The organism is Bartonella sp. MM97QHHN (assembly GCF_042194285.1).
In the GTDB taxonomy this organism is placed as follows: Bacteria; Pseudomonadota; Alphaproteobacteria; order Rhizobiales; family Rhizobiaceae; genus Bartonella.
The window spans coordinates 24396-37825 of sequence record NZ_JBHIMS010000103.1; the positions used below are offsets into that span (position 1 = coordinate 24396).

Consider the following 13430-nt stretch of genomic DNA (forward strand, 5'->3'; position numbering starts at 1 on the left):
CATTTCGTAAAAACATATGATAAATAAAACAAAAAAGTTATATGAATTCATTGAGGAGGGTGAGTGTGCGTAAAATCCGGAAAGCAGTATTCCCAGTAGCAGGTCTTGGTACGCGTTTCCTTCCTGCGACAAAAACGATTCCTAAAGAAATGTTAACAGTTGTTGATAAACCTGTTATTCAATATGTTGTGGATGAGGCGAGGGAAGCTGGTATTGAGCATTTTATTTTTGTGACTGGACGTAACAAAGCAGTCATTGAGGATTATTTTGATGCGCAAGTTGAATTATACACGACACTTGCTGAATGTGGAAAGAAAGAAGATCTTGCACACTTATACCGTTTACAGCCATTACCAGGGTCAACTTCTTTCACTCGGCAACAGCAACCTTTGGGATTAGGGCATGCTCTTTGGTGCGCGCGTGAATTAGTTGCAGGGGAACCTTTTGCTTTATTATTACCCGATATGTTGATACAGGCGAAAAAGGGCTGTCTTTCTGAAATGATGAGCCTTTATGAAAAGGTGGGTGGGGGAAATATTATAGCAGTTCAGGAATGCGATCCTAGAGAAACACATAAATATGGTATTGTTGGGAAAGGCAAACAGATTGCAAATGGTTTTGAAATCACAAAAATGGTAGAGAAACCGGCACAAGGAACGGCACCATCAAATTTGTACATCAATGGACGTTATATTTTGCAGCCAGAAATTTTTAATATTCTTTCCACTCAAGAACGGGGAACAGGAAATGAAATTCAATTAACAGATGCTATGATACGGCTTTCAAATGAGCAAGATTTTTGGGGTTTGCAAGTAAAAGGGCGCACTTTTGATTGCGGTTCTAAAGCTGGTTTTATTGAAGCCAACGTTGCATTTTCTTTGGCACGCGCTGATATGCACAGCCACGTTTCTACTTCATTGAAAAATTTACTAGAAACCATTAATGTTGAAAAGTGATATAGATCTCTCACTTAATTTTATTGATCGAATTTGATTATGACAATACCGTCTCCTCATATGGCTTTGCAAGGTGCAGTTGCATCAGCGCTTAAAACACTTGCTAGTGAAAAGCAGGGGCTTGAAGCCCTTGAAAAAGCTCTTCTGGAAAGTCTTTCTTCTTCTTTTGAAGCGGCTGTTCAAACTATTAGAAATGCTCGTGGACATGTGGTCATTACTGGTCTTGGAAAAAGTGGTCATATAGGGACAAAAATTGCAGCAACCTTAGCCTCAACTGGAACACCTGCCTTTTTTGTGCACGCTGCAGAAGCCAATCATGGTGATCTTGGTATGATTGGTTCTGATGACGTTATTCTTGCTTTATCATGGTCTGGTGAAACTCAAGAGTTAAGTGGTATTATGAGTTATGCGGCGCGTTTTCGTATTCCTCTTATTGCGATGACATCAAGTAAGCACTCTGTGTTAGGACGACAAGCTGATATTGTACTATTATTACCAAAGATAGAAGAGGCTTGCCCCCATGGTTTAGCCCCTACAACTTCAACAATTATGCAATTGGCAATGGGAGATGCATTAGCGGTTTCTCTTTTAGAAATGCGTGGTTTTACCGCAACGGATTTCAAAATATATCATCCTGGTGGCTCTCTTGGTGCAAGCCTTAAATACGTGTGTGATATTATGCATGAGGGTGATAATATTCCTTTGGTTATGCAGGGAACAGCTATGACTGAAGCGATGAATATTTTGGTGGAAAAACATTTTGGTTGTGTTGGTGTTGTGAATCAAGAAGGTGAACTAATCGGAATTGTAACTGATGGCGATCTTGCACGTAACATTCATTTTAATTTATCAAAATTTAATGTTGACGAGGTGATGACCAAAGCTCCTAAAGTTGTAAAGCCAAATACACTTGTTGGTGCAGCAACAGCTTTTATTAATGATCATCAGATTGGTGCATTTTTTGTGGTTGAAGATAAAAAACCGATAGGAATTGTTCATTTTCATGATCTTTTGCGCATTGGCGCTGCTTAGATTAAGCTTCCCTATCAAATAAAATGTTATAGGTTGAAATAGATTGAATGATACAAAGTTACAATTTTATTGTGAGGTGGCTTTATTGATATTTTGTGGAAGAAAATGATTATTTTACGCATTTCATAATGTTTAAAAAATTCTCAGGGGCTAGATTATACTAGCCTCTTTGCGTATTTTAGAGAGGATTTTCTATCAGGAGGAGAAAGGATATCGCCTTCTGCTTAATGTGTGTGCTCCCTCTGTTCTTAAGAGAGGTTTCCCTTGTACTTTGTTAAGATTTCCGCTTAAGGAAAAACTGTGCTCCTGTATGTGAGGTGCAGAGAAGTTGTGTGGCGTCATATGACATTGTACAATTGACTCTAGAAATTGTTCCACGGAGAATAGAGCGTATTTCAATTTCTATATTTTGGGCATTGAGATAATTATATGCTCCTTCTGATAGTTTTTCTTCTGTATCTGCTGCACGCGTTTCAAAAACACCATTGTGGAAAGAAGAAATAATACCATTCTCATCAACCCATTTTCCATCAATTCCAGTTGGCATATTTGAGTTATAATATCGCGAAAAGTTACAGGCACTTAACAGCAAGGCGGTAATTGTAAGACATAAAATATGATAGGGATGTTTCATTTATTGCACTCTATTTAGATTATTTTGCTCTCTAGTTTCTATAACATTATTAAATTACCCCATGAGTCAATATGAAAAATTTGATAAAAATCAATGAAAAAGCAAAAAAATGGAAAAAAATGCCTTAATGTTGTATTTAATTGACAGCTTGATGAAGTTCGTAAGTGAAACACAAGAGGTAAAATATTTCTTATGGTTTACAACAATTTTTATATTAAGCTGCTAAGTAGTCTCAAAGGAGATTATTGACATTATGGTTGGTCCCATTCTTGTTGCGAGTGAAGATTATGGAAGACGTATAGAACTTTCTTCTATGCTGCGAGGTTTTGGTTATCGTGTCATTGAAGCAGAAAATGGTCTCCGTACGATTGATCTTTTACACAGGCGTAAAAACATTGTGCTTGCACTCCTTGATGTTGTTATGAGTGATTTGAGTGTGAGCGATTTGATTAAAATGATTAGAGTTGCTGGTGTTTCTGTTCCTATTGTCGTTATAGCACAACAAGAGAATCAGCATTTACTCCAGAAAGCTTTAACAGCTGGAGCTATTGATTATTGGATCCATCCAGTAACATTATTACGCGTAAGAGTTACTTTGGATATCCTTGCTCTTATTTCTGCCTTGGAGCATGAGGTTCGAGATATTCGGCGAAAAAAAGAGAATCATTTACGGTTTTCTGATCTTTGCGTAAAAAGTAGAGCTATGCAGATAGTGTTAGAACAATCGAGACAAGCAGCAACTTCTTTACAGAATCTTTTGATAGAGGGGGAAGCTGGAACAGGACGTGAGACATTAGCTCGGATTATTCATCATGAGGGATTATTTTCGGAGGGTGTTTTTGTTCGCTTTCAATGTTCAGCCATCGTTGATCCAGAAGAAGAAAATCAGCAGTGGTTTAAAGAATTCCTACCATTGGTTTCTTCTCTTGAAAAAGGGACACTTTGCCTTTGTGATATTGATCGACTTGAGCCCATACAGCAAAAACGGTTTGCTCATTACCTTAAAGAAAGGGAAAGGGATAAAAAAGGAGATTTTTTTCCTTTTCGGATCATCGCTATTTCAACATCGCGTTTAAAGGACTTGGTTAATGAGAACTTTTTTTTGCATAGTTTGTTTGAACAATTTTCTCACTTGTCTATTAGCGTCCCTGCTTTACGAGAATTAAGGGATGATTTTCCAGAGATCACACAACGTCTGATTGATCGCATTATCACAGAAACAGGGCGATCACATGTCCATGGTTTAGCAGGCTCTGCTCTTTCCTTGCTTATGCAGTATGATTGGCCTGGCAATAGAAATGAGCTTGAAACCTTTTTATTTCGTGCGATTTTACTCAGTGAAGGACCGTTATTAACTGTTCGAGATTTTCCGCAATTAATGGGAAATTCATTAATGAATGTTCCCAATATCATTGAGGGTAATATGCAAGAAGATAATGAGCAAGAATCGATAAAATTTTTGAATACTGATGGGCATGTACGTACTTTTGCAGAGATGGAACATGATATTATAGAGAAAGCGATTAAACATTATAAAGGACATATGAGTGAGATTGCGCGCCGCCTTCATATTGGTCGCTCTACACTTTATAGAAAAATGGAAGAATTGAGAGCAATAAGAAATCAAGAACGAAAGTAAAATTCATAACAAATTTCTCTTCATGACAAGCATGCGTTTCAAAAAAATAGAGTGGATTTTGATAAAGTCCGTGGAGGAAGCTTAAGAAAACAATCATTTATTGTAAAATTTATCTATAGAGGATGATTTTGTAGATTTAAATCAAATATAAATTTTATGTGACTATTTTAATCGTTTGTTTCAATTTATACAATTTTATTTAAGTTTACATTTATTAAAAAAGAGAAGCATTTTTAAAAACTTTTAAATACTACCGCTAAAATTTTTGTATCATCAATATTAAATTTATACTCTCTTAAGCAAGAAGTGGCATTTTATTTGCTATACGATTAAGATAAAGTGATTAGTGTTATCGTTTGCATTACTGATGATGTGATAGTTTAAAATAGAAAGTTTACCCTCTTTGACTCTTTTACAGATTGTTATTGGTTTTGTCCTCTTTTTTTTTATTGCATCTATGTTGGCAATCTACACCTATGGGCGTTTTGTGAAAAATGCTAGGGGGCAATGTTCTTATGCGTTACCTATTCAGAAAGATGAAACTAAGCTTGATCGTATCGTCAGTCAATTAGCTGAGGAAGAAAATGGATTGGGGATTGATAAAGATGCCCTTTCCCTCATTATCAGCAATTTGGATGCGTTTTGTGTTCGTGCAATAGGAGCTGCAGAGGCTGGGCGTAGCCTTGATCTGATGTATTATATTTGGGATGATGATTTAACGGGGCGCCTATTATTAAGTGAAATAGTTGAGGCAGCTGATCGAGGGGTTCGGGTACGGCTTCTTTTGGATGATATTAATGCTCAGGCACGTGATCCAGCTTATATTGCGCTAGATAGACATCCTCATATTGAGGTGAGAATGTTTAATCCAGGGCGATCGCGTAAAGGTGGTTTACGCCGTGGTTTAGAAATTATATTACGGGCAATTACTGTAACACGTAGAATGCATAATAAAGCTTTTATTGTTGATGGCAGGGTCGCTTTTGTAGGAGGACGTAATCTTGCAGATTCTTATTTTGATGCTGGTAAAGAATCCCATTTTCGAGATTTAGATTTGATGTTAATCGGTCCTTCTGTTAAAAAGGTAGAAAGTATCTTTGATGATTTTTGGAATAGTGCTGTTGTTTTGCCAATTCATACTTTGGTTGTTCCTAAAAGCGCAAGTGATCTTAGCTATTGGAAAGATAAATTACGAAAGTTTCGTGATTCCAAGGTTGCAAAAGTTTATTTAGATTATGTCAAAGAGCACATTAACTTTAATTGTTTTATCCAAACAGGAAAGCGGTTATTTTTAGCAGACAAAGTTGTTGTTCTTTCTGACCCTCCAGAAAAAGCATTGCGTAAAAAAGCAAGCAATTGGCTTATGAAGGCACTTTCAAAGGTTATTGGAAATGCCAAAAAAACGGTTCAGATTACGTCACCTTATTTTGTTCCTGGTAAGGTTGGCACGCAGAATTTTAGTAATTTGGTTTCAAAGGGTGTTGATGTCAAAATTCTGACAAATTCTTTAGCTGCTACTGATGTAGCATTAGTGCATGGTGGTTATGTACCTTATCGTAAGGCATTGTTGAAAAGTGGTGTTAATCTTTATGAATTAAAAGCGGAAGGCAATACTCATGGGTTGCGATTGTTTCGATCGAGTAAGGCAAGTTTACATGCTAAAGCTTTTTTAATTGATCGTAAAACAGCTTTTATTGGATCTTTAAATTTTGATCCAAGATCAGCATCATTAAATACAGAAATGGGCATTCTTTTTGAATGTGCTCCCATTACAGCAAGATTAGATTTGTTGTTTTCTGAAGAAACCACAGGGGAAATGAGCTATCACCTGCGTCTTGGTGATAATAATCGTATTTATTGGGATTTTATTGAAAATGAAAAAAAATATAGCATTGACTATGAGCCAGAAAGTAATTTTTGGCGTCGCGCATTTGCAAAAATAATAAGTTGGTTACCTATTGAATCACAATTGTAAATTTTTATAAACCACACTTAAAAAAATATTTATTTTTCTTTTCATTTTGTTTGTAGCATGGCATAATTTTTTGCCAATCTACCATGTATGAGAACCGCAGTTGTATTTTAAAGCTTCTTGCGGTGTTTTATTATAAAAGGAATTTTGATATGGCAAAGATTGTTGAAACGGGGACAGGTGCATTGGCACTGACTTTTGATGATGTACTTTTACAACCCGGTCATTCTCTTGTTATGCCTAGTCAAGTGGATCTCAGTACGCGCATTGCAGCGGATATTAAGCTCAATTTGCCATTGCTTTCTGCGGCAATGGATACGGTAACAGAATCGCGTTTGGCAATTGCTATGGCTCAAGCTGGTGGTCTTGGGGTTATTCATCGTAATATGTCTCCTGCAGAGCAGGCAGAAGAAGTTCGCCAAGTAAAAAAGTTTGAATCTGGTATGGTTGTTAATCCAGTCACCATTGGACCAGATGCAACACTTGAAGAAGCAAAATCTTTGATGCGCTCTCATGGTATTTCCGGTATTCCGGTTGTTGAAAATGGTGCTAAAGGTGAAACTGCTGGACGGCTTGTTGGCATTTTGACAAATAGGGATGTGCGTTTTGCAACGGATCCCAAACAAAAAATTTATGAATTAATGACGCATGAAAATTTAATCACAGTGCGTGAAAATGTTCAACTCAATGAAGCGAAGTATCTTTTACACCATCATCGTATTGAAAAATTATTAGTTGTGGATGAACAGAATCGTTGTGTCGGACTGATAACAGTTAAGGATATTGAAAAAGCAAAATTAAATCCAAACGCTGCCAAAGATTCACAAGGTCGCTTGCGTGTTGCAGCTGCAAGTAGTGTAGGGAACGATGGGTTTGAGCGGGCTGAACAATTAATTGATGCAGGCGTTGATATTCTAGTAATTGATACTGCACATGGACATTCTCAGCGTGTATTAGACACTGTTGAGCGTATTAAAAAAATGACGTTTTCTCCAGCTATTATTGCTGGTAATGTGGCGACTGCTCAAGCAACACAGGCTTTGATTGACAGTGGTGCGGATGCTATAAAAGTTGGGATTGGTCCTGGTTCTATTTGCACAACGCGAATTGTTGCAGGTGTTGGTGTTCCTCAGCTTGCAGCCATTATGAATGCTGCAGAAGTTGCTGAAAAAGCGGGCATTCCCGTTATTGCTGATGGGGGGATAAAAGCTTCCGGTGATTTTGCTAAAGCCTTAGCAGGTGGGGCTTGTGCTGCTATGATTGGCTCTCTTTTAGCGGGTACAGAAGAAAGTCCTGGCGAAGTTTATCTTTATCAAGGACGATCCTTTAAAGCTTATCGCGGCATGGGATCTGTTGGTGCTATGGCACGAGGATCGGCAGATCGCTATTTTCAAGATGATGTTCGTGATGAACTTAAGTTAGTTCCTGAAGGTGTGGAGGGGCAGGTGGCTTATAAAGGTCCTATAGCATCAGTTCTACATCAGCTTGCTGGTGGACTTCGTGCTTCGATGGGGTATGTTGGAGCAAAAGATCTCGTAGAGTTTCGTGAAAAAGCAACGTTTGTACGTATTACGAATGCGGGACTCCATGAAAGTCATACGCATGATGTTTCTATCACACGAGAGAGTCCAAATTATCGTGGACCAGTTTAAAGATACAAGAGCCTAATATCATATTGCATAAATATAAAATTTTCCGAGAACAAGAAAGAGAGACTGCGCTTTTTTCTGTTTGTAATTTGGTGTAATAATCCCAAAAAGGAAAGAATTAGAGGTTAAAACTCTAATTCTTTCTGTTAAGACTATATGAAATAAGTTATATAAAATTAGAATTAACTTTTTGTTGTCTTCCGTCCAGTCTTTGACGCACGTTGGCGAGTGTTTGTCTGATCACTTTGGACGGATTTCTTTCCGTTGTTTGAGGGCATTGTATTATGACGGCTTTTAGACGAAGTTGTTTTTCCATTATTATAAGTCATTATTTTCTCCTTTAAAATTGTCTGGCAGTTGCCATTAGAGTAAAAACGGTCATGCCAAATAGTGGTTCCAAGCATTTTCTAAAAAGTTAATTTTTTGTTGAACGTAAGATGAACTTGTTTAATTTTATGAGAAGATTTTTTCTATTTTTTCAGAAGGATAGCCATATAAAGATGGGAGATATTTGATTTTTTTCTATTGTTCAGACAATCCTCGTAAATTTTATTTTACGCAAATAAATTAAAGAGTTTGGTTTTTTCGTAATGCATGGCGGAAATAAGTTCTTTATGGATGGCTACGTATCTTTTAGCATAAGAGGTAGAAGGATAAAAAGCGAATGGGCAGAAGATGAAAGGAAAAATTCAAATACTCTAAATTGGATCTTATAAAAAAGTATGATCAGATCATTTTAATATTGAATGTAAATTTTTTATGGCTTTGAGAAGGTTTCATTGGCAAGAAGGCGGTAATATTATTTTTTTAGATGATTTAAAATTTTATTATTTTAATGGGAGAAATGAATGCGATTAGGTGGGCGTTTGCAAGCAGCAATAGATGTTCTCACAGAGATAGAAGTGAAGCATCGCCCAGTAGGAGAAGCTTTAAAGGATTGGGGTCTTTCTCATCGCTTTGCTGGAGCAGGTGATCGTGCAGCTATTGGTACAATCGTTTATGATGTTTTAAGACGACGTTATTCTTTACAATGGCGTATGGAGAGTGATGATATCCGAGATATCGTTTTTGGTGCCTTATTAGATTCTGAAAAAATGACGCTGGAGCAAATTGACGGTGAATTGGCAGAAGATCGGTTTGCACCGCAGTTATTAGGGGCTAAACAGCGTAAATCGTGGCAAGGTCAGCAATTAGTGGATGCTCCAGACTATATTCGTGGTGATATTCCGCAATGGTGTCAAGCGCATCTGCGTCCTTTATTTGGTGATAATTGGATCACTGAAGCGGCTGCGTTAGCAACGCGTCCTTCTTTAGACCTACGGGTAAATAACCTAAAGGCAACACCAGAAAAGGTGCTGAAAGAATTAGCAAAAACCAAACTTAAATCTTTTTCATGGTTTGGGCAAGCTTTAAGAATTGCACCGATTGAAAAGTTTAATCGTCATCCCAATGTTCAAGTGGAACCAGCTTTTCAAAAAGGACACTTTGAAATACAGGATTTAGGATCTCAAATTGTTGCTCACCTTGTGGAAGCGCAAGAGAGCATGCAGGTATTAGATTATTGTGCAGGTGCTGGGGGCAAAACATTAGCTTTAGCTTCCGATATGAACAATCGTGGGCAAATTTATGCTTATGATTTTGATAAAGCGCGCTTAGCTCCTATTTTTGATCGTCTTCGACGCGCTGGTGTTCGTAATGTACAAACACGAGCACAAAAAGAAGAATTGAAGCCATTAATAGGCCAGATGGATAGAGTTCTACTAGATGCACCATGTAGTGGGACAGGAACATGGCGTCGTCGTCCAGATGCGAAATGGCGTTTAACATTAGTACAGGTGAAACAACGCCAAACAGAACAGAGGGATATTTTGAATGAAGCGATAGCTTATCTTAAGCCAAATGGGCGCCTAATCTATATTACCTGTTCTCTTTTTACAGATGAAAATGAGGAACAAATTTCCCATTTCCTTCAACAACATTCTCATTTTTCTCCAATAGATATGCCAGCGCTTTGGCAGAAACATTTTAGTTTTTCTCCTGTGCAACCAGTTTTTTCAAATTATGGACTTACTTTGTCGCCGGCCACAACACAAACAGATGGGTTCTTTTTATCTGTGTTGCAAAAAAAACATTGATCCATATTCTTACACTTTTTATCATAAACTTTACGAGAATAATCTTTTTCTTAAGAAAACAGGCTTGTGAAAAGAGAAAGATTGAATCATAACTCTCATGAGTTTTCTTTTACAATTGTTGATTGGTTTTCTATGAGCATATCACATCCAGACACTGTTCTTATTATTGACTTTGGTTCACAAGTTACACAACTTATTGCACGACGGGTACGAGCAATGGGAGTGTATTGTGAAATTACTCCTTTTCAATTGGCTTTAGAAGCTGTGCGCCGCATAAATCCTAAAGCTATTATTTTATCAGGGAGTCCTTATTCCGTTATTGATGAGGGCTCTCCGCGTGCTCCAATGGAAATTTTTGAGGCGGGTGTTCCGATTTTGGGCATTTGCTATGGTGAACAAGTCATGTGTGTTCAGCTTGGAGGAAAGGTTGAAGCTGGACATGAGCGTGAATTTGGGCGTGCTTTTTTGGAAGTTCAAGAAGAGAGTGCCCTTTTTGATGGAGTGTGGGAAAAAGGTTCTCGTTATCAAGTATGGATGAGCCATGGTGACCGTGTGGCAGCTTTACCAGAAGGTTTTCGTGTCATAGGAACCTCAAAAGGAGCTCCCTATGCGGCTATTGCTGATGAGAAAAGATATTTTTATGCGGTACAGTTTCATCCTGAAGTTATCCATACACCGGATGGTACAAAACTTTTGCAAAATTTTGTTCATAAGATCTCTGCTATTAAAGGCAATTGGTCAATGGCTTCTTATCGTGAGCAGGCAATTGCTACGATACGACAAAAAGTTGGGAAAAGTCGTGTGATTTGTGGTCTTTCAGGGGGAGTGGATTCATCTGTTGTAGCGGTACTCCTTCATGAAGCCATAGGAGATCAACTGACATGCATTTTGGTAGACCATGGGCTGATGCGCAAGAATGAAGCTGAAGAAGTTCTCACGCTCTTTCGTGATCATTATAATATAGAGCTTATTCACGTTAATGCTGCCGATATATTTCTTAATGCTTTAGAAGGTGAGACAGATCCAGAAAAAAAGCGCAAAACGATTGGTCGCCTTTTTATTGAAGTTTTCGAAGAAGAAACTAAAAAAATAGGAGGTGCAGAGTTTTTAGCACAAGGAACACTTTATCCAGATGTTATTGAGAGTGTGTCTGCTATTGGTGAAACGGTAACCATTAAAAGCCATCATAATGTGGGTGGGCTACCAGAACAGATGAATATGAAACTTGTAGAACCGTTGCGTGAGCTCTTTAAGGATGAGGTTCGCTTGCTAGGGCGAGAGTTAGGATTACCGGAGCAGTTTATTGGTCGCCATCCTTTTCCAGGTCCCGGTCTTGCAATTCGCTGTCCAGGTACTGTGACCCGTGAAAAATTAGAAATTTTACGTGAAGCAGATGCTATCTACCTTGAGGAAATCCATAAAGCTGGTCTTTATGACGAAATTTGGCAAGCTTTTGCTGTTCTTCTTCCTGTTCAAACTGTTGGCGTGATGGGGGATGATCGCACTTATGAATTTGTTTGTGCTCTTCGCGCCGTCACATCTGTAGATGGAATGACTGCTGATTTTTATCCCTATGATATGGCGTTTTTAAGTAAGACAGCAGCACGTATTATTAACGAAGTTAGAGGGATTAATCGTGTTGTATATGATGTAACCTCAAAACCTCCTAGTACTATTGAATGGGAATAATTAAAATGAAGGATAAGTTTTTTAAGAATAAAATATGACTGAGGGTTTGATATTCGAGAAGTGTAGAAAAAATCATTTAAAAATGATTGTGTATTTTCATATGATATAAGCCTTTATCTGACAATCTGTACGTCAATATCGTTTAAAATTGAGAAGTGTGGGATTTTGCATGTCTGAGAAAAAAATTGTTGCACACCGTGGAGGAGCTCATCTTTATCCTGAAAATACCCTTTCGGCATTTAATAATGCTATAGCGTTAGGTGTTGATGAAGTTGAATGCGACGTTCATTTGCTAAAAAGCGGTGAAGTGGTTGTCTTTCACGACTTCCGTCTAGACCAATTGGTTGGAAAAAAGGGGTATATTCATGACATTGATAATGAAACACGCAAACAACTCTGCGTAAAAGGAAGCCAAGAAGCACCTCCCTTATTAGAAGAAGTGCTTGATCTTTTAGCACCAACGAATGTTGCATTGCATCTTGAAATCAAGACATGCGGTGAAGTGGAGCGCGAAACAATATTATCCCAAAAAGCGCTTGCGCTAATAAAAAGCCGAAATTTATCAGAACGGGTTTCTGCAATTAGTTTTGATCCTTTTATCCTTCGTCCTTTTATTGAAGCAGGAATACCATCTGGTCCATGTGTTGATAATTTTGAAGGTGATATGTACCGTCATTTTTCTGAATGGAAGCAATTAGGTTATTCTGACCTAAGTTTAGATGGCTCTATTGTTTCACAGAACTTTATTGAATCAGCTCTTGAGGCTGGTTTTACTGTAGGGGTATGGACAATTAATGGAAAAGCTCGGTTATCATATTGGCTTGATATGCCTGTACATTATATTACGACAGATCAACCTGATCTCGCATTGCAATTGTGTGCACAAAGGTAAAAATACATCAACACAAAAGGAACTATATATTTTCATAAAGTTAGCGTAATGAAAGAAGAAAAATTATCTAATATATAACAATAATACATTGATTTATAATGATAATTAATATTTTACTCATGTGAGTAAGAGACCTTAATACGTAAGATTCTCTTATTTCAAATATTTTTACAATGAATCAATCAAAATCATTTGTTTGAACATTACAAGTAGGGTTGGTGTGTGGATAAAAAATAATTGAGAAAAGAATAAAAATATTCATTTAACGTATTTCAAATGCAAGGCTTATTAAGCATTAGGGTCTCATATGATGATGTCGTTTTGCACTTTTATGAAGTGTAAAAATGATGGCATACAAAAAGTCTTATATACTTTAATGGAGAGGCTTTATGTCTTATTTTACAGGTTCTATCATGAAATGTAGATGTATTGAAAGATTTTTTAACAGCATGGAAATTGGTCATACAGTGTCATTTTGTTTTGCATGAGGGGTGTGATCTTGTTACAGGGAAAGAGACTATTAAGCGCTTCAAAATGATTTTCTTAATTTTAAAAAAATTCTATTTGTCTCTTCTTTAAATTCAGTAGCAACATCGTGTTCAAGTTATAAGCCGAAAGTTATAAGACAAATAATAAAAGAATAAACAATTCTTTTTAAAAAAGTAAATCCAGATATTAAAATAGTCATTGAATGATATTTACGATCCATATCTTTTTACCAAGTGGCTTTGCTTATTTAAGCCATCTCACTTTTTTCAGATAGTTACAAACGCGTATTTCGTGAATATATAAGAAAGCTTATAAAAGAAAATAAATAAATTTAAATAAATTC

The 13430-nt window shown here is 37.1% G+C and carries 10 protein-coding genes; 8 read left to right on the forward strand and 2 right to left on the reverse strand.

Going from position 1 to position 13430, the window contains the following annotated elements; genetic code table 11:
* The first annotated feature begins 65 nt into the window (after positions 1-65).
* Entirely contained in the window at positions 66-956 is an 891-nt protein-coding gene (locus tag ACFIJW_RS08145) for a UTP--glucose-1-phosphate uridylyltransferase (RefSeq protein WP_375633923.1), read from the forward strand.
* A 39-nt stretch (positions 957-995) separates the two neighbouring features.
* Positions 996-1988: an SIS domain-containing protein gene (locus tag ACFIJW_RS08150; protein ID WP_375633925.1), complete on the forward strand. Its 993-nt coding sequence runs from the start codon at positions 996-998 to the stop codon at positions 1986-1988.
* A gap of 274 nt (positions 1989-2262) precedes the next feature.
* Here the strand turns inward: ACFIJW_RS08150 and ACFIJW_RS08155 are convergent, their stop codons facing one another.
* Entirely contained in the window at positions 2263-2622 is a 360-nt protein-coding gene (locus tag ACFIJW_RS08155; protein WP_375618071.1) for a hypothetical protein, read from the reverse strand.
* Positions 2623-2875: 253 nt separating this feature from the next.
* Here ACFIJW_RS08155 and ACFIJW_RS08160 point away from each other — a divergent pair, with 253 nt between their 5' ends.
* The 3 genes from ACFIJW_RS08160 (at position 2876) to guaB (ending at position 7885) form a co-directional block, all read left to right on the forward strand.
* Positions 2876-4261, forward strand: a complete 1386-nt coding sequence (locus ACFIJW_RS08160) for a sigma-54-dependent transcriptional regulator (RefSeq protein WP_375633926.1) — start codon at positions 2876-2878, stop codon at positions 4259-4261.
* Positions 4262-4664: 403 nt separating this feature from the next.
* Positions 4665-6236, forward strand: a complete 1572-nt coding sequence (locus ACFIJW_RS08165; RefSeq protein ID WP_375633928.1) for a phospholipase D family protein — start codon at positions 4665-4667, stop codon at positions 6234-6236.
* 149 nt (positions 6237-6385) lie between these two features.
* Positions 6386-7885, forward strand: coding sequence for an IMP dehydrogenase (guaB, locus tag ACFIJW_RS08170; RefSeq protein ID WP_375633930.1), 1500 nt, complete (start codon positions 6386-6388; stop codon positions 7883-7885).
* A 179-nt stretch (positions 7886-8064) separates the two neighbouring features.
* Here the strand turns inward: guaB and ACFIJW_RS08175 are convergent, their stop codons facing one another.
* Entirely contained in the window at positions 8065-8211 is a 147-nt protein-coding gene (locus ACFIJW_RS08175; RefSeq protein WP_273722522.1) for a hypothetical protein, read from the reverse strand.
* Positions 8212-8730: 519 nt separating this feature from the next.
* On the opposite strand from ACFIJW_RS08175, the gene ACFIJW_RS08180 reads away from it, so the two are divergent.
* The 3 genes from ACFIJW_RS08180 to ACFIJW_RS08190 all read left to right on the forward strand — a co-directional run bounded on the left by ACFIJW_RS08180 (position 8731) and on the right by ACFIJW_RS08190 (position 12598).
* Complete coding sequence (locus ACFIJW_RS08180; RefSeq protein WP_375633931.1) at positions 8731-10017, forward strand: RsmB/NOP family class I SAM-dependent RNA methyltransferase; 1287 nt, start codon at positions 8731-8733, stop codon at positions 10015-10017.
* 132 nt (positions 10018-10149) lie between these two features.
* On the forward strand, positions 10150-11706 hold the full coding sequence (gene guaA, locus ACFIJW_RS08185) for a glutamine-hydrolyzing GMP synthase (protein WP_375634023.1): 1557 nt from the start codon (positions 10150-10152) through the stop codon (positions 11704-11706).
* Between the two features lie 169 nt (positions 11707-11875).
* Positions 11876-12598 carry a glycerophosphodiester phosphodiesterase gene (locus ACFIJW_RS08190; RefSeq protein ID WP_375611843.1) on the forward strand — a complete coding sequence of 241 codons (723 nt, stop codon included), beginning with the start codon at positions 11876-11878 and terminating at the stop codon, positions 12596-12598.
* Positions 12599-13430: the final 832 nt, after the last annotated feature.